The organism is Microbispora sp. NPDC049633 (genome assembly GCF_040675265.1).
GTDB classification, from domain to species: Bacteria; Actinomycetota; Actinomycetes; order Streptosporangiales; family Streptosporangiaceae; genus Microbispora; species Microbispora maris.
In genome coordinates this window covers 1-21,761 of record NZ_JBFAOO010000126.1, presented here as the reverse complement: position 1 = coordinate 21,761, position 21,761 = coordinate 1, and the positions used below count along the sequence as shown (strand labels likewise).

The following is a 21,761-nucleotide window of genomic DNA, read 5'->3' as shown; positions in this document are numbered from 1 at the left end:
CCCGGCGCGCCGGGGGCGGGGGCCGGGTCGTCATGCTCACCCACGGGCACGAGGCGTCCTGGGCCCGCCTGCCCGGCGCGCGCGCCCTGCTGCGCCGCATCGGTGCGGGAGCCGACGTCGTGACCTACCTCGGCGACTACACCCGCCGCCGGATCGCCCGGGCCGTCCCCGCCTCCCGGCTCGTACGGCTCGCGCCGGGCGTGGACACCGCCGCCTTCCGTCCCGGGGCGGGCGGCGACCGGGTCCGGGCCTCGCTCGGCCTCGGCGACCGGCCGGTCGTCGTGTGCGTCTCGCGGCTGGTGCCGCGCAAGGGCCAGGACGTGCTGCTGCGGGCCTGGCCGCTCGTCCTGCGGCGGGTCCCGGGCGCGGTCCTGCTGCTGGTGGGCGGCGGCCCCTCACGGCGGTCGCTGGAGCGCGGCGCCGCCCGGGCCGGCCTGCGCGGCTCGGTGGTCGTCACCGGGTCCGTCCCCTGGGCGTCCCTGCCGGCCTACTACGACGCGGGCGACGTGTTCGCCATGCCCTGCCGCAGCAGGTTCGCGGGCCTGGACGTCGAGGGCCTCGGCATCGTCTACCTGGAGGCGTCGGCCACCGGGCTGCCGGTGGTCGCCGGGTCGTCCGGAGGCGCCCCCGACGCCGTACGGCACGGTGAGACGGGCCTGGTGGTCGACGGCACGTCGCACACGGCGGTGGCCGGCGCGCTGTGCGACCTGCTGGCCGACCCGGCCCGCGCCCGCGCCATGGGCGAGCGGGGCCGGGCCTGGATCGAGGAGGAGTGGCGCTGGGACCTCGTCGCGGCCCGGTTCGCCGCGCTGCTGTGACGGGAGGCCGCCTCAGCCGGTGAACACCTCCATGAGCAGGAAACCGTTCAGCGCGCTGATGACGGCGGCGACGGCGACGCCGGCGACGGTGGTGACGCGGCGGTTGACGAGGTCGCCCATCAGCTTCCTGCTGCTGGTGAACGCCACGAGCGGGACCAGGGCGAAGGGGATGCCGAAGGACAGCGCCACCTGGCTCAGGACGAGCGCCCGCGTGGGGTCCACCCCGGCGGCCAGGACGGCCATGGCCGGGAGGATCGTGACGAGGCGCCGCGCCAGGAGCGGCACACGGCGGCGCAGGAACCCCGCCATGATGATCTGCCCGGCGTAGGTGCCCACGCTGGAGGAGGCCAGCCCGGAGGCGAGCAGGGCGAGCGCGAACGCGACCGCCGCCCCGGGCCCGAGCACCTGCCCGAGACCGGCGTGGATGGCCTGCAGGCTCCCGGGGTCGCCGCCGCCGAAGGTGGCGGCGGCCACGGTCAGCATCGCCATGTTCACCAGTCCGGCGGCGCCGAGGGCCACGCCGATGTCCATCCGGCTGGCCCGCACCGCCTCCCTGCGCACGGTCTTCTCGGGCACGGTCTCCCCGGCCCCGCCCGGCACGGCTTGGTGCTGGGTGAGGGCCGAGTGCAGGTAGACGACGTGGGGCATGACCGTCGCCCCGATGATCCCGGTGGCCAGCAGCAGGCTGTCCGGCCCGGCCAGGCGGGGCACGAAGCCGCCCGCCACGCCCGCGAGGGACCCCGACAGCAGCACCTGGTAGGCGAAGCCGGCCAGGACCACGGCGAGCAGCGCCGCGACGGTCGCCTCGAACCGGCGGCGTCCGCGTGGCGCGAGCATGAGCAGGATCGACGAGACGACGGCCGTGATCGCGGCGGCGGGCAGCAGCGGCACGCCGAACAGCAGGTTCAGCGCGATCGCCCCGCCGATGAACTCGGCCAAGTCGGTGGCGGCGGCGACCAGCTCGGCCTGCACCCACAGCGGCAGGCTCACCCGCCGCGGCAGGTGGTCGCGGCACAGCTCGGGGAGGTTGCGCCCGGTGGCGATGCCGAGCTTGGCCGACAGCGCCTGCACGAACATGGCCAGCACGTTCGCGACGGCGATCACCCACAGCAGCATGGTGCCGTACTGCGCGCCGCCCGCCATGTTGGTCGCGAAGTTGCCGGGATCGACGTACGCGACGGAGACGACGAACGCGGGACCGCACAGGCCGGCCAGCCGCGCGAAGCGGCCCGGTGCCGCCCGCCCGGCGGCGGAAGAGGCGGCGGAAGAGGCGGCGGGAGAGGCGGTGGGAACGGCGGTGGGAACGGCGGTGGGAACGACGGGCGCACGTCCGTCGGAGGGGCGGCGGGAGTCGAGCACGAGAGCCTCACAGGACAGAGGTCTGGACGGGCGGCAGACCCGGACCCGGTGCGGCGCGGCTCGTGGCCGGGCGGCACCGGGCGCCGGGACGCGGTACGGCACGCGCGCGGAGCGGCGCGGGGGCCGAGGAGTGCGTGGACGATCGGTGAAAGGACGGACGGGGCTCGGCGGAGGCCGGTCAGGTGCCGGTCAGGTGAGCTTGTCCTTGAGCTTGCCGATGGGGCCCACCTCGGTGCCGAGGGCGGGACCCTGCGGCTCGCCCATGCTGCCGTCGTAGGTGTCGTACAGCTTGGGGTCGGGCGGCGGCGCCATGGCGGGGCCCCCGAGCGGCTCCGGGTTGAGGAGATAGGCGAACTGGTGGCGGCCGTCCGGCTGCGGCCCGCCGGCCCAGCCGCCCGACTGGGCCTCGGTGCCGTCGGAGAGGTCCCAGATCGTCTCCGCGTGCTCGGCGTGCTCCTCGTCGAACAGCGCGTTGGGCACGACGACGTCCTCCAGGCCGTCCGTCTTGAGTTCCTCGATCGCCTTGAGCCACAGGTTCTGGTGCAGGGTGTCGCGGGCGAGGTTGAACTTCAGCATGTCCTTCACGCCGCGGTCGTCGGTCATGTGGTACAGCCGGGCGGTCTGCAGCCGGCCGTGCGCCTCGGCCGCGACGTTGGCCTGGAAATCCGCCAGGAGGTTGCCGCTGGCGACGATGTAGCGGCCGTTCCAGGGGTATCCGTTGCTGTCGGCGGGCAGGGGGCCGCCGCCTCCGACGATGGCCTGCTGGGGATCCATGCCGCCCAGCACCGCCCCGAGCACGGGATCGGCGGCGGCCATCTTCGTGACCGCCGTGGAGGGGGCGCCCTCCAGGAGGCGGGCGACCATCGTGGCGAGCATCTCGACGTGCCCGATCTCCTCGGTCGCGATGTCCATGATCAGGTCTTTGTACTTGCCGGGCATGCGGCAGTTCCAGCCCTGGAACAGGTACTGCATCGTCACGGTCATCTCGCCGAAGGCGCCGCCGATGAGCTCCTGGAGCTTGCGCGCGTATACCGGGTCGGGCTTTTCGGGCTTGGCCTCGAACTGGAGCCGACGGGTGTGCCGGAACATATGACTCCTCGCGTAGGAAAACCACAGGGAGCCGCAGGCCTTACGCGGGCTAAGGGCGCGACCCCACTGGTGCGTGTGGTGGGGGGTCACGCATAAATCCCAACACGTGGCGCAACGGGACCACAGGAGCGACACCTAACGAAGGGCCCAATGGTTGGACAGGCGGGCGCGGTCGACGTCTCACTCCCGGCACCGCCGGGAACGGACCCTTCGCCGGGTGTCGCCCCGGTGGCCGGATCGCGGCCGTATGGTCAGGGTTTGCGGCCGACGCCGCCGGCGACGCAGATGCCGCCGAGGTCGAGGGGATAGCGCACGGGTTCCTCGGGACGCCACTCGGGCACGTGCACGACGCCGGGCTCGACCAGGTCGAGGCCGTCGAAGAACCGCACGATCTCGGGCATGTCCCGGGCCCTGCCGGTGCCGAGCATCTGCAGCAGCACGGCCTCCAGCTCGCGCATCTCCGGCGCGCAGGAGCAGAAGTGGGTGAGCTGCATGTAGCTGCCCGGAGCCAGGCGGGCCTTGTAGGCGTCCACGAGGCCGTTCGGGTCCTCCGCGTCGGCGAGATGGTGGACCACGGCCACCAGCAGCAGGCCGACGGGACGGGAGAGGTCAAGGAAGCCTTCGACGTCGGGGTGGTTGAGGATCACCTCGGGTTCGCGCATGTCCGCGGTGATCACGCGGGTGCGCTCGTCGGTCTGCAGGATCGCCCGCGCGTGGGCCAGCACGATGGGGTCGTTGTCGACGTAGACGACCTTCGCGGCGGGGTTGATGCGCTGCGCGACCGAGTGGGTGTTGTCCATCGTGGGCAGGCCCGAGCCGATGTCGAGGAACTGGTCGATGCCCTGCTCGGCCATGTACTTCACGCCGCGGAACAGCATGGCGCGGTTGTTGCGGGCCCCCTCACCGCGGTCGGGGAAGTGCCGCATGCCCTCCATGGCGACCGCGCGGTCCACCGCGAAGTTGTCCTTGCCGCCCAGGAACGCGTCGTACACCCGCGCGATGCTGGGCTTGGTCGTGTCGACATCCGGGGGGAGATAGTCGGGATCGCGGTGCGTCCAGTTCCAGCCGCCGACCCTGTCACCCATCGCCCGTCCCTCTCCAGTCGCCGATCATGGATGCGTTGGGAGCATAACCAGGCGGAGCGCAACATTGCGATGCCGGAGCGATATTTTTCGGCGCCCGGCGCCGGAGTTCGCGGACGGCTGGGCGTCACTAGCTTCTGAAATGCCTGTACGGAGAGCCTTTCTTATCGGTTCCGGCCGTCCGAAAGTTTCAGCATCGCGGGCCGTGCCGGAGAACGGGGGATGCCGTGCTCATCCGTGGACGTGTCGTGCGCGACGACCCGGCCGCGGCGTCCGCGGCCGGGCCACCCCGAGGTCAGCCGCCGTACAGCTCGTCGATCTGCTTGGCGAAGTCCCGGGTCACGACGTGCCGCTTGATCGACTGCTTCGGCGTGACGTGGCCGGTCTCCTCGCTCAGCTCGATGTCGAGGATGCTGAACTTCTTGATCTGCTCGGCCTTGGAGACCATCCGGTTGGCGTCGTCCACGGCCTGCTGCACCTCGGCGACGACGCCGGGGTCGGAGCAGAGCTCGGCCATGGAGGCGCCGGAGCGGCCGTTGGCCTGCTTCCACTGCTCCATCGCCTCGTGGTCGAGAGTGATGATCGCGCCGATGAACGGCTTGTCGTCGCCGACCACCATCACCTGGCTGACCAGGCGGTGCGCGCGGATGGCGTCCTCGAGCGGCGCCGGCGCGACGTTCTTGCCGCCGGCGGTGACGAGGATCTCCTTCTTGCGGCCGGTGATGCTCAGGTAGCCGTCGTCGTCGAGGCTGCCGACGTCCCCGGTGTGGAACCAGCCCTCGGGGTCGACGACCTCCTTGGTCGCGCGCTCGTTGTTCCAGTAGCCGTCGAAGACGTGCCGGCCCTTCACCAGAATCTCGCCGTCGTCGGCGATGCGGATGCTCACGCCGGGGAACGGCTTGCCGACCGTGCCGATCTTGTTGGCGCCGGGGATGTTGACTGTCGAGGGCGCGCTGGTCTCGGTCAGCCCCCAGCCCTCGAACACCTCGATGCCCACGCCGCGGAAGAAGTGGCCGAGCCGCTCGCCGAGGGCCGAGCCGCCGGAGACCGCCGCCGTCAGCGCGCCGCCGGTGGCCGCCCGCAGCTTGCCGTACACGAGCTTGTCGAAGGCCGCGTGCTTGAGCCGGGCGCCGAGACCGGCCCCGCCGGAGCTCTCGGCTTTGCTCCACTCGATCGCGGCCCGGACGGCGGCGTGGAAGATCTTGCCCTTGCCCTCCGCGGTGGCCTTCTGCTCGGCGGCGTTGTAGACCTTCTCGAACACGCGGGGCACGCCCAGCAGGAAGGTGGGCTGAAACTCCCGCAGGTCGGGCGCCACGTTCTTCATATTCGGGCTGTGCGCGAGCACCGTCTTCGTCTCGATCAGGACGACCTGGATGATCCGGGCGAAGCTGTGCGCCAGCGGGAGGAAGAGCAGCGCGGCCCGGCCCTCGACGTCGAACAGCGACTCCAGCGGCCCGAGGGAGACGTTGCGCGCGGTGAACAGCAGGTTGTCGTGGGTGAGGCGGCAGCCCTTCGGCATGCCGGTCGTGCCGGAGGTGTAGATGATCGTGGCGAGGTCGCGGCCGCCGCGGCTCGCCCTGCGCTCGGCCAGCGTGTCGTTGCCCACCTCGGCGCCGAGCCGCTCCAGCTCGGCGAGCCCGCCGTCGTCGATCCCCCACAGCAGCGGCAGATCGGGCGCGGCCTCGCGCACGGTCTCCTCGTGCGCGGCCGTCTCCACGATCGCGGCCTTGGCGCCGCTGTCGCTCAGGATCCACTTCACCTGGTCGGCGGAGGAGGTCTCGTAGATCGGCACCCCGACCGCGCCCGCGGCCCAGATGGCGTAATCGGCGACCGTCCACTCGTAGCGGGTGCGCGACATCAGCCCGACCCGGTCGCCGGGTTCGATCCCGGCGGCGATCAGTCCCTTGGCGGCGGCCGCCACCTGGTCCCTGAACTGCGCGGCCGTGACCGGCGTCCACGGTGCGCCCGGATCCTCACCCTCCTTACGGCGGATGACGACGGTGTCCGGTTCGTCCACGCCGCGCTGGAACACCACGTCGGTGCAGTTCGCGGATGGAGGCACGTCCACCAGCACGGGAACGCTGAACTCGCGCACGGGTCACTCCTTCGCGCACGGCCGCGCGGCCTCCGGAGCGCCGTGCCGGGACCGCGTTGCGGGCATCACTCTTCGTGTCTCACTGGACGCTACCGTGCAAAGTTACGCACGGGTAGATCCGTCACCCAGGCGTTATCCAGGGACAAATCGACGCTATCAGTGTCCCCCGGGCGGCGGGGGCGACACCTTTCCGTGACCCAAGCGGGTGCTAGGTAAAGCGGCCGTTACGATGTGCGCATGCGCATCCACGTGGTCAGCGACGTCCACGGCCGGGCCGACGCGCTCGCCCGCGCGGGTGACGGGGCCGACGCCCTGATCTGCCTCGGCGACCTGCTTCTCTTCATCGACTACGCCGACCACTCGCAGGGCATCTTCCCCGACCTCTTCGGCGCGGATAAGGCGAGCGAGTACGTGGGCCTGCGCGCGGCGGGCCGCTTCGGCGAGGCGCGGGAGCTGTCGGCCGGTCTGTGGGCCTCCCTCGAGGGCGACCCCCGCGACGTCATGGAGGCGGCGGTCCGGCGCCAGTACGAGCAGATCTTCTCCGCCATGCCGACGCCCGCCTACCTCACGTACGGCAACGTGGACCTGCCGCGCCTGTGGGCGGACCACCTGCGGCCCGGGCAGCGGGTCCTGGACGGCGAGGTGGTGGAGATCGGCGGGCTCACCTTCGGGTTCGTCGGCGGAGGCCTGCGTACGCGCTACCGCACGCCGTACGAAATCGACGACGAGGAGTACGCGCGCAAGGTCGAGGCGGTCGGCGAGGTGGACGTGCTGTGCTGCCACATCCCGCCCGCCATCCCCGACCTGCTGTACGACGTGGTGGCCCGGCGGTTCGAACGGGGGAGCGAGGCCACGCTGGAGGCGATCAGGAGAACGCAGCCCCGTTTCGCGCTGTTCGGCCACGTGCACCAGCCGCTGGTCAGCAGGACCCGTGTGGGGCGCACGGAGTGCGTCAACGTCGGCCATTTCCGCGGCCGTGGCACGCCTTTCGCCCTGGAATGGTGAAGTACGGTTGGCGCATGGCTGATCGCACTTCGTCGAGCATCACGATCGGCGCCGGCCGGTCGACAATCATGGCCGTCATCGCCGACTTCCCGGCCTATCCGGAGTGGGCCGGCCAGGTGAAGAAGGCCGAGGTCCTGGAGACGGGCGCGGACGGCCGCGCCACCCGGGTCCGGTTCGTCCTCGACGCCGGAGTGATCAGCGACGAGTACGTCCTCGGGTACGACTGGGACGACGACGCGGGCGTGAGCTGGCGCATGGTCGACGCCGGGCGGATGCTCTCGGGCCTGACCGGCAGCTACCGCCTGACCGAGAACGGCGGCGGCACGGAGGTCACCTACGACCTCGCCGTCGACCTGAAGGTCCCGATGATCGGCATGATCAAGCGCAAGGCCGAGAAGGTCATCGTCGACACGGCGCTGAAAGGGCTCAAGCGGCGCGTCGAGGGCCGATGAGGGTCCTCCTCTTCACGGGGAAGGGCGGGGTCGGCAAGACCACGGCGGCCGCCGCGACCGCCACGCTCGCCGCCGCGCGCGGCAACAAGACGCTGGTCGTGTCCACCGACACCGCGCACTCCCTCGCCGACGCGCTCGGCGTGCCGCCCTCGGCCGAGCCGGTCGAGGCCGCCCCCGGCCTGCACCTGCAGCAGGTGGACACCCAGAAGTCGCTGGAGCGGCACTGGGGCGAGTTACGCGACTACGCCGGGAACGTGCTGGCGGAGCTCGGCCTCGACGAGGTCACCTCCGAGGAGATCACCGTCCTGCCGGGCGCCGAGGAGATCCTCGCCCTGCTGGAACTGCGCGAGCAGGCCCGCACCGGCCGCTGGGACGTGATCGTCGTCGACTGCGCCCCGACCGCGGAGACGCTGCGCCTGCTCGCCCTGCCGGAGGCGCTCGACTGGCACGTCAACCGTCTGCTCCCCGTGGGCAGGCGGGTGCTGAGAGCGCTGTCACCGGTCATCCGGCACGTCGCCAAGGTGAGCGTGCCCGAGGGCGAGGTCGTCTCGGCGGGGGAGCGGCTGCACCGGGGCCTGCTGGAGGTGCGCGCGCTGCTCACCGGCGACGACGCCTCCGTGCGGCTCGTGCTGACACCCGAGGCCGTGGTCGTCGCCGAGGCCCGCCGTACGCTCACCTCGCTCAGCCTGTACGGCTACCGCGTCGACGCGGTGATCGCCAACCGGGTCTTCCCCACGGAGGGCGCCGACGAGTGGCGGCTGGGCTGGGTGGAGGCCCAGGCCAGGCAGCTCGCCACGGTGCACGAGTCGTTCGCGCCGCTGCCCGTCCTCATTGCCCCCTATCTTCCGGCGGAGCCGGTCGGGACGGCCGCCCTCGCGGACCTCGCCGCGAGGATGTACGGAGACCGGGATCCCTTCGCCCGCCCTGACGCCGAACCGCCGCTGAGGTTCACCGCCGACGAGCTGACGCTGTCCCTGCCGCTCGCCGACCGCGACGACCTCGACCTCGCCCGCAAGGGGGACGACATCATCGTCACCGCCGGGTCCTACCGGCGGGTCATCGCCCTGCCCGCCGCCCTCGCCCGGCGCCAGATCTCCTCGGCCGCGCTCCGGGACGGCCGGCTCCGGGTACGGTTCGAGGCAGGAGGGGCGATATGACGGATTCCAACGACACCAACCCCCGCAGCCAGGACCCGCTCGGGTCGGCGGCGGAGGAGGCGATGAAGCTGCTGGACGCGGTCCAGCGGCGGATGGGCCGCGAGTTCGGCAAGGGGATGGTGAAGGGTGGCGTGAGCGGCTTCGGGGCCGCCTTCGGCGGCGCCGGCGCGGGCGGCCGGGGCGACGACGTGTGGAGCGAGGCCGTCTCCGACGACCACGACGAGTACGTCTGCCGGGCCTGCCCGGTGTGCCGGGTCATCGCCGCGCGCCGCGAGGCCGGCGGCGACGTCACCGGCCATCTGGTCGCGGCCGGCGGAGAGCTCTTCGCGGCCTTCCGGCAGGCGGTAGACGCCCTGCAGCGCCCCTCGTCACGCCCGGCGGGGGAGCGCCGGCCCGGCGACTCCACGGTGGAGCACATCGACCTGGGATGACGAGCCGGTCGCGCGCGGGCGCCGGTGGGATTGCCACAACCCGGCTTGATCGGCTTCAATCGGCGCGGCGTCGCTCGCGAGTGAGCGGTTCGGGCGGAAGGAAGACAGCATGGCGCTGACCATCGGCGTGGACGTGGGCGGTACCAAGATCGCGTACGGGGTCGTCGGCGACGACGGCGCCATCATCGAGCGCGGCCTGCGGCACAGCCCGGCGGGCAGCCCCGAGAAGATGGCGCTCACGATCGCCGACGCGGTGACCGAGCTCGCCACGCGGCACGAGGTCGAGGCGGTAGGCATCGGCGCGGCGGGCTTCGTCGACGAGACCCGGTCGGTCATCCGCTTCGCCCCCAACCTCGCCTGGCGTGAGGAGCCGCTGCGCGAGAAGGTGGGCGAGCTGGTCGGCCTGCCGGTCGTCGTCGAGAACGACGCCAACGCCATGGCCTGGGGCGAGTACCGCTTCGGCGCGGGCCGGGGCGAGAGCCACGTGGTGTGCGTGACCGTGGGCACGGGCATCGGCGGCGGCATCGTGCTGGGCGGCCGGCTCTACCGCGGGCGGTGGGGGATGGGCGCCGAGCTCGGCCACATGCAGGCGGTGCCCGGCGGCCGTGCCTGCGGCTGCGGCAACAGCGGCTGCTGGGAGCGGTACGCCAGCGGCAGTTCGCTGCTGATGGAGGCCAAGGACAACGCGCAGGCCGACCCCGAGGGCGCCGAGCACCTGCTGCGGCTCGGCGGCTCGGTCGAGGGCATCCAGGGCGAGCACGTGACCGAGGCGGCGCGCCTGGGCGACCGGGCGGCGCTGGCCGCCTTCGAGTCGCTCGCCGGATGGCTCGCCCAGGGTCTGGCCGACATGGCCGCGGTCCTCGACCCCGGATGCTTCATCATCGGCGGCGGCGTCTCCGGCGCGGCGGACCTGTTCGTCGACCGGGTGCGCGAGGAGTTCGCCGCGCGGCTCACCGGCCGCGGCCACCGCCCGCTCGCCGAGATCAGGGTGGCCGAGATGGGCCCGTCGGCCGGGCTGGTGGGAGCCGGCGACCTCGCCAGGCTCCGCTGACGGCGTGCTACGGGTCGCGACCTACAACGTCCGGGGGCTCCGGGACGACCGCGGGGCGCTGGTCCGGGTGATCCGCGCCCTGCGGCCCGACGTGCTGTGTCTGCAGGAGGCGCCGCGCCTGCCGGGCTGGCGCCGGCAGCGGCGGGCGCTGGCCCGCGCCGCCGGCCTGTCCGTGGCCGCCGGAGGCCGGGTGGGCGGGACCGCCGTCCTCACCGCCCCAGCCGTACGGCTCCTGCGCGGACGCGGGCACCGCCTGCGGTGGTTCGCCGGGCTCGAATGGCGCTCCGTCGCGCTCGCCGTGGTGGAGAAGGACCGCGAGAGGTACGCCGTGTGCTCGGCCCACCTCGACCTCATGGCGGGGGCGCGCCTGAGTCACGCGGCCCAGATCGTGCCGCTCCTGGACAGCGCCGCCCGGGAGTTCGGGGCCGCGCCGGTGCTCGCCGGCGACCTCAACGAAACTCCCGAGGCCCCCGTCTGGCGCCTTCTGGGCGGCCGCTACACCGACTGCTACGCCGCCGCGGGCGGCCCGGCGGAGTGGGGGGACGACGGCAGGGCGGGTGCGACGTTCCCGGCCCGCGATCCCCGCGTGCGGATCGACGCGATCTTCGCGGGCCCGGGCCTGAGCATCGTGTCGTGCGGCGGCGCGGACGCCCCGCCCGGCGACCTGGCCGCAGCGAGCGACCACCGGCCGGTCGTCGCCGAGCTCGTGCCGACGCCGTCCGCCGGGGCCTGACCCGAGGGCCTGACGCCGGGGCCTGACGTTGGGGTCTGGCGCCGGGGCCGGGAGACACGCCTCCGCCCTCCGCGCACCCCGCCGCCGGTGATCGGATTCGCCGCCTGTGTGACGGGGAGTGCCCGGTCACCCGTACGATCGTTTCATGACCCGCCGCCTCATACGGCGTGCGGTGCCGTTGTGTGTGCTGTCCGCCGGCCTGGTGGCCGGGATCCTCCCGCGCGCCACACCGGTCGCGCACGCGTACACAGGGATCGTCCGCGCACAGGCGGAGCGCGGCCCGTCGGGGGACGAGCTCGCCCAGGACGCCGGCTCCTCCACGGGACGGCTCCAGGCCGACGGCTCGCTGTCCGACGTCGCCGGCCTGTCCGCCAGGGACATCTGGGCCGTGGGCCAGCAGAACGCCTGGGACTTCTGGCGCAACCAGGGCGTCATCACCCACTGGGACGGCTCCTCCTGGAACGAGGTGCCGATCCGGGGTGACGCCACCGGCGCCGGCCACCTGCGGTCGGTCGCCGCCGCCTCCGCCACCGAGGTCTGGACGGTCGGCGACGGCCACGACGGCCTGCCGTACGTGGCGAAGGGCACCCGCGACGGGTTCGACCGCGTCGGCGTGCCGCAACTGCGCACGGGGGACTGGCTCGGCGGGGTCGCCGCCTCCTCCGGCCGGGTGGTCGCGGTCGGCAGCCGGGACGGCAGGGCGTTCCTGCTGAGCAGCGGCGGCGCCGCCAAGGGCGCGACCTGGAAGACCGGTCAGGGCCCCGAGGGCGCGATGTACGGCGTGGCGCTCGCGGGCCGGTCGGACGGCTGGGCGGTGGGCGACTCCGGCTCCGGGCCCCTGGCCATGCGCCTGACCGCCGCCGGGTGGAAACAGACCGGCCTGCCGGAGATCAAGGGCGGATTCCTGCGGGACGTGTACGCCGACGGCCGCAAGCACGCGATCGCGGTCGGGGGCGTCTACCAGGGCGACGGCGGCATCTCCCCGCTGGTCCTCCAGTGGGACGGCAGGCACTGGAAGCGGGTGACGCCGCCGGAGCGGCGCGCCGAGCTGTACGCCGTCACCGGCGACGGCGACGGCGTGTTCTGGATCTCCGGGTACGACCCGGGGCACGAGGCGGAGGGCTTCCTGCTGCGGTACGACGGATCGCGCTGGACCACGCTGCGCGGCCAGGCGGCCACCGAGGACCGCAGGGTGCGGCTGCAGGCGGTCGCGCACGTCGGCGACCTCACCATGGCCGTCGGCCACATGCTGGACGGCAAGGGCCGCTACACCGACCTCATCGAACGCTTCGGCCCGCCTCCCGCCGGTGACGCCGCCGCGAAGGCGGCCCCGCCGGCCGAGTGAGGCCGCGCGCCCGCGTCAGACGACCGCGCCGTCGTCCCAGCCGGAGTCGGCGGGCGGACCGTCGCCCATGCGTACGACGAGGATGACGAACCCCGCGATGAACGCCGACACCGCGGCGAACACGATCCACCCGTCCATGGGCCAGTCCAGCAGCGCGGCCAGGAGCAGGTAGGCGGGGCCGCCGAACAGCGCCAGCCAGGAGAGCCGGCTCAGCGCGTCCCCCGGAGGAAGAGGCGGCGGGGGCGGCGGGACGTAGTGGTCGTCGTCGCCGGCGGGGGCGGGAGCACGGCCCTCGCCCGGCTCGTCACCGGAGCCCGTGTCGTCGGGACCCGTGTCGTGGGGACCCGTGTTGTCGGCAACCGGGCCGCCGGGGAACCTGTCGCCGGGGGCGCCGTCGGCGGTGTTCGCGCCGGTCTCCTCGGTGACGTTCTCGCGGTCAGGCCATGGCTGTTCCGCCGAGGAGTCCTCGGCTGTCTCGTTGAACGAGGCGACGATCTGGCGCCAGACCTCGTCCTCGTCACTTTGCGGCGTCACGTCGATCCCGGGTCACAAGTCCTTGGTCAAGGGTACCGAGGCGTGGGAGCGGATGAACTCCAGACTCCCTTCGAAGATCACAGGCGCGTCGTTGTCGAGAGTGGCGACGTGATAGCTGTCCGCCAGCTCTCTGACCTCCAGATTGTTTCCCATCCTCGCCTGCAGGAACGCGACGCTCCCCGGCTTTACCACATGGTCGTCCCGGCTGTGGAACACCAGCACCGGCTGGATCACCTTGGCGATGTCGGACTGGACGAGCCGCCACAGCCGGGGCAGCGTGGCGGCGGCCCGGACGGGCGTCCGCGCGTAGCCGAGCTCGCTCGCGCCCTCCTTCTTGATGTCACCCGCCACCCCCGGGATCGAGCGTACGACGTGCTTGAGCACCGGGGCCAGCCGCAGCAGCGGCACGTCGTTGACCACGGACGGGTTCACCACGACGGCGCCCGTGACGGCGTCTCCGTGGACCTCGGCCAGGCGCAGCGCCATGCAACCGCCGAGGGACAGGCCCATCACGAACGCCTGCGCGCACCGGCCGCGCAGGTCGGCGAACGCCTTGTCCAGCTCGGCGTACCAGTCCTCCCAACGGGTGCGGCTCATCTCCTGCCACGTCGTGCCGTGGCCGGGCAGGCGGGGCAGGGACACCGTCAGTCCCGCCCGGGCCAGATGCTCACCCCACGGCCTCAGGGACTGCGGCGAGCCCGTGAATCCGTGGCAGAGCAGGACGCCGATCTCACTGCCTTCGTGGTGGTACGGCTCCGCACCCGGCAGCACTGGCATGGGAGACCTCCGCGAAACGGTGGCGTGTTCCGCCCGATACTCCCACGTTGGTCAGCGTTAGTGCGAGAGGGCTGGGCGTGCGAAGATGACTGCACATCTGAGCCGAGGGGGTGCCCGAGTGTTCTACTGGGTGGTCAAGGCCATCATCTGGCCGATCCTCCGCTTCGTGTTCCGCCCCTGGGCAGAAGGGGTGGAGAACGTGCCCAAGGAGGGTCCGGTCATTCTGGCCGGCAACCACCTGTCGTTCGCCGACCACTTCTTCGGGGCCGGATTCCTGCCGCGCAAGGTCATCTCATTGGGCAAGGCCGAGTACTTCACCGGCCGCGGGGTGAAGGGGCTGGTGAGCCGAGCGTTCTTCTCCGGCGTCGGCACCGTGCCCATCGACCGCTCCGGCGGCAAGGCGAGCGAGGCGGCGCTCCGCACCGGCCTGCGCATCCTCAAGGAGAACCAGGTGCTCGGCATCTACCCGGAGGGCACCCGCTCGCCTGACGGGCGTCTCTACAAGGGGAAGACCGGCGTGGCGCGGCTCGCCCTGGAGTCCCGCGCACCGGTGATCCCGTGGGCGATGGTCAACACGTTCGAGATGATGCCCCCCGGCCGCCCGATTCCCAAGTTCGGCATCCGCCCCGGCGTCCGGTACGGCAAGCCGCTCGATTTCTCCCGCTACTACGGCATGGAAAACGACCGCCTGGTGCTGCGCGCGGTCACCGACGAAATCATGTACGCGCTGATGGAGCTGTCGGGCCAGGAGTACGTCGACAAGTACGCGGCGGCGGCCAAGACGGAAATGACCAGGGCAGCTCGCGAGAATTCCTAATACTTCCGGACCGGACGGGTAACGTGGCGTTGTCCGCCGCGCACGTAAAGACACGTCGTTCGGATCGGAAGGCGTACAGCATGCCAGCACGCAGGAACCGCACATGGGCCCCGCCCGGCGCCGCAACGCGCCCGTGCACGCCTTTTGGAAGACGCCGGATCCCCGGCACCGGCGAGTGCGCCGCATGAGCGAGCGATTCGGCGGGCGCAGCGCGATTCGGCTGGTTCACCTGCGCGCCTCCGGCATGACGCGACCCGAGCCGCAAGGCGAGGGGGTGGCATGAGTGTCCGGGAGGAACGGCAGGCCGCTCCCGGATACCTGCCGCACCGCCAGATCCTGGTCGTGCTCTCCGGGGTGGCCGCCGGGATGCTGCTGGCCGCCCTCGACCAGAGCATCGTCGGCACGGCCCTGCCGCGCATCGTCAGCGAACTCGGCGGCCTCGACAAGTTGTCGTGGGTGGTCACCGCCTATCTGCTCACCTCGACCGCGGCGACCCCGCTGTGGGGCAAGATCTCCGACCTGTACGGCCGGCGGATCATCTTCCAGACAGCCATCGGCATCTTCCTGCTCGGCTCGGTGCTGGCCGGGCTGAGTCAGGACATCGGCCAGCTCATCGGGTTCCGGGCCATCCAGGGCCTGGGCGGCGGCGGTCTGATGGCACTGGCGTTCAGCATCATCGGCGACGTCATCCCGCCGCGTGAGCGCGGCCGCTACCAGGGCTACTTCGGCGCGGTCTGGGGCACCTCCAGCGTCGCCGGGCCGCTGCTCGGCGGTTTCTTCACCGACGGGCCCGGCTGGCGGTGGATCTTCTGGATCAACCTGCCGATCGGGCTGATCTCGCTCGTCGTGACCTCCATGGCGCTGCGGATCCCCTTCACTCGCCGCAGCCATCGCATCGACTACCTGGGCGCGGCGCTGATCGTGGCCGGCGTCTCGTGCCTCCTGCTCTACCTCGACTGGGCGGGGGGCGAGTTCGGCTGGACCGCGCCCGGCTCGCTGGCCATGCTCAGCGGGTTCGTGGCGTTCGCGGCTCTGTTCGTGTTCGTCGAACTCCGGGCGGCCGAGCCGATCCTGCCGATGCGGCTGTTCCGCAACAAGATCTTCAGCGTCGGCAACAGCTTCGGCTTCCTGTCGGGCCTGGCGATGTTCGGCGGCATGATCTTCCTGCCGGTCTATCTCCAGGCGGTCCAGGGCATGTCGCCGACCGTGTCGGGCCTGGCGCTGCTGCCGGCGGTCTTCGGCATCTTCTCCACGTCGATCGTCTCCGGGCAGATGATGAGCCGCACGGGCCGATACAAGATCTTCCCGATCCTGGGCGGGGCGGTCCTCCTGGTGGCCATGTGGCTGCTGTCCACGATCAAGGTGGACACGCCGTACTGGCAGGTGGCGGTCTACGCGTACCTCTTCGGCGCCGGGCTCGGATTCACCATGCAGACGATCGTCACGGCGATCCAGAACGCCGTGGACCACGGCGACATGGGCGTTGCCACGAGCTCGGCGACGTTCTTCCGCATGATGGGCGCGGCCATCGGCACGGCGATCATGGGCGCCGTGCTCACCAACCGGCTCGCCCATCACCTGGCCGCGGAGTTCGGCGGCAGGATGCCTCCAGGGCGCGTGGACGCCAACAACGTGCAGGCGATCCAGCGGCTGCCGCAACCGGTCAAGGACCACGTGCTGGCCGCGTTCACCGGCGCGATCGACGACGTGTTCCTCGCCAGCCTGCCCTTCGTCGCCCTCGCGCTGATCGTGGCGCTGTTCCTCAAGGAGATCCCGCTCGCGTCGCGGAGCACCGAGGGCCCGGCCGCCATGGGCTGACCGCCGCCCTCGGCGCGGCTTCCCCGATCCGGGTGGGCTCGCGGCAGCTGCGCTCGAGCGGGTGTCTTCAGGCGGGGTGTCTTCGGGCGGGGTGTCTTCGGGCGGGGTGTGGTCAGGCTAGGTGTGGTCAGACGGAGCGCGTTCAGCGGAGGTGTGCGCGGATCTCGCGGATGTGGGCCGGGGTGGTGCGGCAGCAGCCGCCCACGTAGCGGGCGCCGAGCGCGGCCCACCCGGCCGCCGCCCTGCCGAACTCGACGGGATCGGCGAGGCCCAGCCAGCACCGGTTCGCGGCGTCCCAGGTCTCGCCGGAGTTCGGGTAGACGATCGACGCTCCGTGCTTGATCAGCTCGGGTACGAACCGCGGCGCGGTGCAGTTCACGCCCACGGCGACCACCTGGGGGAGGTCCGCGAAGACCGCCGCGCACTCCTCGAACGGCGTGCCGTCGCTGACGTGCTCGCCGTCCCGGCAGGAGAAGGTGACCCACGCCCGTACGGACGGCGTCTCGCGCAGGAGCCTCGCGAGCGCCCGTGCCTCGGCGCGTGAGGGGATCGTCTCGCACGCGAGCAGGTCGGCCCCGGCCTCGGCGAGGAGCTCGAACCGTTCCCGGTGCCAGCGGGCCAGGCCGTCCTCGTCCAGGTCGTAGTCACCGGTGTACTCCGCGCCGTTGGCCAGGTAGGCGCCGTACGGCCCCACGCTCGCGGCGACAGATCCCTGCCCGGCCTCGTCCCTCGCCTGTACGGCGAGCCGCACCGACAGCCGGATGAGATCGCGGGCCTCCCGGGGCGTGAGACCGTGCCGCACGAACCCGGGGACGCTCGCCTGGTAGCTCGCCGTGGTGGCGACGCCGGCCCCGGCCCGGAAGTAGTCGAGATGCGCCTGACGGATGACGCCGGGGTCGTCGGCGAGCAGCCGTGCCGACCACAGGTCGTCGCTCAGGTCACAGCCGAGTGTCTCCAGGTGTGTGGCGAGACCGCCGTCAAGGACGATTGGGTTCATATCGGGCAACACTACGTGTTCGGGCAGGCGACGGCCTGCCCGAGCCGGGTGACAGGCCGCCGATTACCAGCGCTCGCGATCCGCTGCGCATGCTCTCGTCGTCGAAACGCCCGAACTGGCACGCCGGGAGGCGCTCTCGCAGGTGCCGGGCCGGGTGTCGGGTATCGCGCTCGCCCGCCTTCCGCGCCAGCAGTCGCCGGTCGGCGGCGAGCTCGCGGACCGGCGAGGAACCGATCGACGGCCCCGTGCGTTGGCGGCACATGGGGCTCAAAGGGCTCGTCAAACGGTTGCTGCACCGCCGGTCTCCCGTCCCCGCAGGTGGACGCGACGACCGGCCCGAGACGGGAGGGGTGAGGGAGCCGCGGCGTCCCGCGCCCACCCCGCCGTCCGACGTCATCCGCCTACCCGAACCTTCCTGAGGGCTGCGCCCAGGGCGAACCCGAACCGGTGCGGCCGGGCCCGGCTTCCCCGCCGGTGTCCCGGCCGCACCGTTTTCTTCCCCTTGGTTTCTTCCCCTCGGTTTCTTCCCGCCGGGTCATCCCACCGGGCGCCGTCTCACGATCGCTTCCAGAAGGGACGCCGGCCTTCCTTAGCGCCGGAAGTGGAGCCGGGAGGCGCGGAATCCCGGGATACGGAGCCCGGGGGCGTGGACCCGGTGCCGATGGTCAGAGCGGTCAGCAGGTCGGCCGCCCGCCGCCAGAGGTCGCCGAGGGAGACCTCGGCCCACTCGGCCCTTTCCAGATCGTCGGCGAGCGCGGCGAGATCCGTGTGACCGCCCGCCATCTGGACGACGACGCGCAGCCGGCTGGCGAGATCCGCGAGATAGCGCCGCCGTTCCCGCTCGGGGAGCGACTCCGCCTGGCGTAGTTTCGCGAGCTCTTCCGACAGCAGGGGCCGGATCCCCTCGAAGTCCGTGACCGGTGCCGTTCCCTCGCCGGGATGCGGGAGGAACGCGCCAGGGGAGAACCCGCGCGAGCCGCCGACGGAGAACCCGCGCGGCGCCCGGCGCGGCGGTGCGGGTGCGGCGGCGTAAGGCGGGGCGGGAGGCGCGCCGGGCGGCGGGGCCGCTGCGACGGGCAGGTCCGCCACCGGGCCGGGGGTGGTCTCAGGTCCGGCCGTGAAGGCGGCCATCCTCGCCATCATCGGCGCGCCCGCGGCCATCATCGGCATCGCGGTCGGCATTTCCCAGCCGCTCGGGGGTTCGACCGGCTGGATCACGCGATGCTCCGGGCCGCCCTCGCCGGTGACGTGGGTGTCGACGGCCACGAAGGCGGTGAAGCGGCACAGCACGCCGAAACGCAGCGACGTGTCGACGATCCGCTGTTCGAGGGAGTGGTCACCCGTGGCGTACCGGTCTTCCAGGGCGCGCAGATGGGCCCGTGCCCACACGGCCCGGGCGGCAGGGTCGTGGGCGGGGCGGCCCTCGATCCGCTCCTCCCAGGGGCGGCCGTCGGCGGTGCGGCCGTGCACGGTGAGGGCTCCGGCGGGCCGCCGTCCCCGGTAACGCCCGCTCACCACCAGTGGAACGCCCGGATAGAGGGGAACCGGCATGCGTGACGGTGTCCGGCACGAGATCCATGCCCTCCGCCCGCACCGTGACGTCCGTCACCAGCGGCGAGCCGATGCGGCGGTGGATGTGCTCCATCGCCGCGTCGAGCCGGTCCTCCGACTCGACCAGTTCGCACCGGCCCGAGCCGAGCAGGGCCAGCCGCCCGAGGAATCCCGCGTTCACCGCCCGGTCGATGCCCACGGTGTGCACACGGATGCCGTGCAGCCCCGCGCCGACGCGTTCGAGGATCTCGTCCTCGTTGCCCACCTGGCCGTCGGTCACCAGGACGAGCACCCGATCGCGTGCCTGCCCGCCGGACCGGCCGGATTCGCCGGGCCGCTCGTCCTCGCGGGGCCGGCCGTGGTCGCCCGAGCCCGGGCCGTCGGCCTGTCCGGGAGCGGGCGCGCCGCGCCCGTCGAGCAGCCGCAGCGCCTCCTCCAGGGGCGCGAGCATCTCGGTGCCCCCGCGGGCGTCGAGCCTCGACAGGTGCTCGACGGCGCGGTACCGGTTGCGGTCGCTCGCGTCCACCAGACCGCCGGAGAAGGCGCGCTCCACCACGGAGTCGAACGAGAGCACCGCGAACCGGTCGTGCCTGGTCAGCGTGTCGACGATCCGCGCCGCGGCGCGCCGTGCGGCCACCATCTTCCAGCCCGTCATGCTGCCGGAGCGGTCGAGCAGCAGGACGACGTCCCGGGGCGCGCTCCGGGTGGCGTCCTGCGGCGGCAGCAGGGTCAGCACGAAGGTCCCGGGGGCGTCCGCCGCGTCCGCCGCGGGTCCCCGCTCTCCGCCGGTCGTGCCTTCGCCGGCCGAACCGGCGTCCGTGGCGTCGTCCAGGGCGTCGTCCGTGCCGTCGGGGACGAGCGCGAGCGACGAGGAGGCGTCGAACGCCAGACGCAGGATGAAGTCGCGGTCGAGCCGCTCGCCGGGCCGCAATCTGATCGTGTCGCCCTCCCGGTCGATCCCGTGCAGGCTGGAGCGGACCTCCCGCAGGCCGAGACCGGCGGGGTCGATCGTCGTCGTGAGCGAGAGCCGTACCGGATAGGGGAAGCCGGGAAGCAGGACGGGCGGCGTGATCCGGGAGGCGTCGGGCACGGAGCCGGTGTCGGGAGACACGCCGTCGCCGGCCGCGGGTCCGGGCAGCGGAGCTCCGGGAATGTAGCGGGGCGCCACGACCAGCGGGAAGCGGAACTCCGCGGCGCCGTCCTCGAACGGGAGGGGCTGGCTCAGCGTGAGACGGACGACCACCCGCTCTCCGGGAACGATGTTGCCGACCCTGATCGTGAACACGTCGGGCCGGTCTTCCTCGGCGATCGCCGCACGTCTGCCCTCGGCGAGCGCGCGGTCGTAGTCGGCCCGTGCCTGCCCGCGCTCCTTGAGCACGCCGTCGATCACCCGGTCGTCGGCCTCCATCCGGAAGGCGGTTACCGCGGCCCGCGGCGGCAGCGGAAAGACGTACGTCGCCTCCAGCGACACGTCGAAGGGGTTGCGGAAGGTCTGGACGACCTCGACGCCGGCCACCAGCCCGGTGAGGTGGGCGGCGACGTCCACGCTCTCCAGCGGAAGGTTGCCCTTCTCGGTCTCCAGCGCGCCGAGCCCGGCGTCCGGCACGGGGCGGCATTCCTCCGGCCGCAGAGGTGTGATGGGAACGGTCATGACGTCATCCCTCCAGCGTGTCGGAAGCGCGTGAATCGAAGGCGGCGGTGTCGTCGGGGAGGTGGAACGGCCCGGCCAGGCCGAGCGTGGTGAGCGCCGTGAGGAGTGGCGCGGCGGCCCGGCGCAGCGCGGCCACCTCGTGTCCGTCCGGCGCCCGGTGAGCCGGATCGAGCAGGACCGTCACCCCGGGTGCGAGCCGTACGCCCTGCACGACGTCCGGGAGCGCGGTGTCCGGAACCACGACGTCCGGGAGCGCGGTGTCTGGAACCACGGGGTCCGGGAGCACGGTGGCAAGGTGCGTGGCAGCGGGATCCACGGTGCCGGCGTGTGCGGTGCCGGGATCCACGGTGCCGGCGTGTGCGGTGCCGGGATCCGTGGCGTCGGTGTGCGCGGTCCTGGGGCCACCGGCGTCCGCGGGAGCGGAGCCGCTGCTGTCTGCGGTGCCGGGATTCCTGGGGCCGGTGCCCCTGGGGTCGGTGTGCCCGGTGCCGGAGTGACCGGAGGCCGCCGTGGCGGCGGACGAGGCCGGGCGTGCCCAGAAGCGGTCGCGCGCCGCGGGCCGTGCGACGTCCGGTGTCGCGGGGACGGTGCCAGGCTCCGTCCGCGTCCCGCACCAGCCGGGGGCCGGTGCCGGAGGCGGGGGAGAGGGCGGGACCAGCGGCCGAGGCAGCGGCGCGGGCGGCGGCTCGGAAGGCGGCGCGGGCGGCGACTCGGGCGGCGGCCCGGCGAGCCCGGCGACGCGCTGGAGCATGGCGTCGGTCGCACCCGTCAGCTCCGCCTGGATGGCGGCGATGGACAGGCCGTCCGCCTGACGGCGCTTAACGGCCACGAGCTGGAGCAGGTGGCGGCGGCCGTAGAGAGCCACCCGGCCGCGCCTGCCAAGGGGAGGGTCGAGCAGCCCGATCGTCGTGTACCAGCGGATGAGCCGCTCGTTGGGCACCTCGCGGACCCTGCCGTTGCCGCGCGGCTCCGGACCGTCCGCGCGCTGCTCTCTGCCCC

Annotated in this window: 19 protein-coding genes; 10 read left to right on the top strand and 9 right to left on the bottom strand. The window is 72.7% G+C overall.

Annotated elements, in window-relative coordinates:
- A partial coding sequence (locus tag AB0J39_RS27040; protein ID WP_363469417.1) for a glycosyltransferase family 4 protein occupies positions 1 to 818 on the top strand: 818 nt, incomplete at its 5' end.
- A gap of 12 nt (positions 819 to 830) precedes the next feature.
- Here AB0J39_RS27040 and AB0J39_RS27035 read toward each other — a convergent pair.
- From AB0J39_RS27035 to AB0J39_RS27020, 4 genes are all read right to left on the bottom strand, one after another.
- Positions 831 to 2,177 carry an Nramp family divalent metal transporter gene (locus AB0J39_RS27035; RefSeq protein ID WP_363469416.1) on the bottom strand — a complete coding sequence of 449 codons (1,347 nt, stop codon included), beginning with the start codon at positions 2,175 to 2,177 and terminating at the stop codon, positions 831 to 833.
- 189 nt (positions 2,178 to 2,366) lie between these two features.
- Positions 2,367 to 3,266 carry a manganese catalase family protein gene (locus tag AB0J39_RS27030; RefSeq protein ID WP_363469414.1) on the bottom strand — a complete coding sequence of 300 codons (900 nt, stop codon included), beginning with the start codon at positions 3,264 to 3,266 and terminating at the stop codon, positions 2,367 to 2,369.
- A 251-nt stretch (positions 3,267 to 3,517) separates the two neighbouring features.
- The gene (locus tag AB0J39_RS27025; protein WP_363469412.1) at positions 3,518 to 4,351 is read right to left on the bottom strand and encodes an SAM-dependent methyltransferase; all 834 of its coding nucleotides are present in this window, start codon (positions 4,349 to 4,351) and stop codon (positions 3,518 to 3,520) included.
- 292 nt (positions 4,352 to 4,643) lie between these two features.
- Entirely contained in the window at positions 4,644 to 6,443 is a 1,800-nt protein-coding gene (locus AB0J39_RS27020; RefSeq protein WP_363469410.1) for an AMP-dependent synthetase/ligase, read from the bottom strand.
- A gap of 237 nt (positions 6,444 to 6,680) precedes the next feature.
- Between AB0J39_RS27020 and AB0J39_RS27015 the strand changes: the two genes are divergently transcribed.
- The 7 genes from AB0J39_RS27015 to AB0J39_RS26985 all read left to right on the top strand — a co-directional run bounded on the left by AB0J39_RS27015 (position 6,681) and on the right by AB0J39_RS26985 (position 12,617).
- Positions 6,681 to 7,448 (top strand): metallophosphoesterase, encoded by a 768-nt coding sequence (locus AB0J39_RS27015; RefSeq protein WP_363469408.1) that lies wholly within the window; start codon positions 6,681 to 6,683, stop codon positions 7,446 to 7,448.
- Positions 7,449 to 7,462: 14 nt separating this feature from the next.
- The gene (locus tag AB0J39_RS27010; protein WP_363469406.1) at positions 7,463 to 7,900 is read left to right on the top strand and encodes an SRPBCC family protein; all 438 of its coding nucleotides are present in this window, start codon (positions 7,463 to 7,465) and stop codon (positions 7,898 to 7,900) included.
- Entirely contained in the window at positions 7,897 to 9,057 is a 1,161-nt protein-coding gene (locus tag AB0J39_RS27005; RefSeq protein ID WP_363469404.1) for an ArsA family ATPase, read from the top strand. The genes AB0J39_RS27010 and AB0J39_RS27005 overlap by 4 nt, the downstream gene beginning before the upstream one ends.
- Entirely contained in the window at positions 9,054 to 9,488 is a 435-nt protein-coding gene (locus AB0J39_RS27000; RefSeq protein ID WP_363469402.1) for a DUF5304 family protein, read from the top strand. Before AB0J39_RS27005 ends, AB0J39_RS27000 begins: the two co-directional genes overlap by 4 nt.
- A 109-nt stretch (positions 9,489 to 9,597) precedes the next feature.
- The gene (locus tag AB0J39_RS26995) at positions 9,598 to 10,539 is read left to right on the top strand and encodes an ROK family glucokinase (protein WP_363469400.1); all 942 of its coding nucleotides are present in this window, start codon (positions 9,598 to 9,600) and stop codon (positions 10,537 to 10,539) included.
- Positions 10,540 to 10,543: 4 nt separating this feature from the next.
- The gene (locus tag AB0J39_RS26990) at positions 10,544 to 11,272 is read left to right on the top strand and encodes an endonuclease/exonuclease/phosphatase family protein (RefSeq protein ID WP_363469398.1); all 729 of its coding nucleotides are present in this window, start codon (positions 10,544 to 10,546) and stop codon (positions 11,270 to 11,272) included.
- A gap of 145 nt (positions 11,273 to 11,417) precedes the next feature.
- Positions 11,418 to 12,617, top strand: coding sequence for a hypothetical protein (locus AB0J39_RS26985; protein WP_363469396.1), 1,200 nt, complete (start codon positions 11,418 to 11,420; stop codon positions 12,615 to 12,617).
- Positions 12,618 to 12,632: 15 nt separating this feature from the next.
- Here AB0J39_RS26985 and AB0J39_RS26980 read toward each other — a convergent pair whose 3' ends face one another.
- On the bottom strand, positions 12,633 to 13,151 hold the full coding sequence (locus AB0J39_RS26980; RefSeq protein WP_363469394.1) for a hypothetical protein: 519 nt from the start codon (positions 13,149 to 13,151) through the stop codon (positions 12,633 to 12,635).
- Between the two features lie 12 nt (positions 13,152 to 13,163).
- Positions 13,164 to 13,928: an alpha/beta fold hydrolase gene (locus tag AB0J39_RS26975; protein ID WP_363469393.1), complete on the bottom strand. Its 765-nt coding sequence runs from the start codon at positions 13,926 to 13,928 to the stop codon at positions 13,164 to 13,166.
- A 118-nt stretch (positions 13,929 to 14,046) separates the two neighbouring features.
- Between AB0J39_RS26975 and AB0J39_RS26970 the strand changes: the two genes are divergently transcribed.
- Positions 14,047 to 14,745, top strand: a complete 699-nt coding sequence (locus tag AB0J39_RS26970; RefSeq protein ID WP_346225689.1) for a lysophospholipid acyltransferase family protein — start codon at positions 14,047 to 14,049, stop codon at positions 14,743 to 14,745.
- 279 nt (positions 14,746 to 15,024) lie between these two features.
- Positions 15,025 to 16,563 (top strand): MDR family MFS transporter, encoded by a 1,539-nt coding sequence (locus AB0J39_RS26965; protein ID WP_363469391.1) that lies wholly within the window; start codon positions 15,025 to 15,027, stop codon positions 16,561 to 16,563.
- A 142-nt stretch (positions 16,564 to 16,705) separates the two neighbouring features.
- On the opposite strand, the gene mmuM is transcribed toward AB0J39_RS26965, so the two are convergent.
- The 3 genes from mmuM to AB0J39_RS26950 all read right to left on the bottom strand — a co-directional run.
- Positions 16,706 to 17,560, bottom strand: a complete 855-nt coding sequence (mmuM, locus tag AB0J39_RS26960) for a homocysteine S-methyltransferase (protein WP_363469389.1) — start codon at positions 17,558 to 17,560, stop codon at positions 16,706 to 16,708.
- A 1,336-nt stretch (positions 17,561 to 18,896) separates the two neighbouring features.
- Complete coding sequence (locus AB0J39_RS26955; protein WP_363469387.1) at positions 18,897 to 20,762, bottom strand: VIT domain-containing protein; 1,866 nt, start codon at positions 20,760 to 20,762, stop codon at positions 18,897 to 18,899.
- Positions 20,763 to 20,766: 4 nt separating this feature from the next.
- Positions 20,767 to 21,761: MerR family transcriptional regulator (locus AB0J39_RS26950; RefSeq protein ID WP_363469385.1), on the bottom strand; the 995-nt coding region annotated here is incomplete at its 5' end.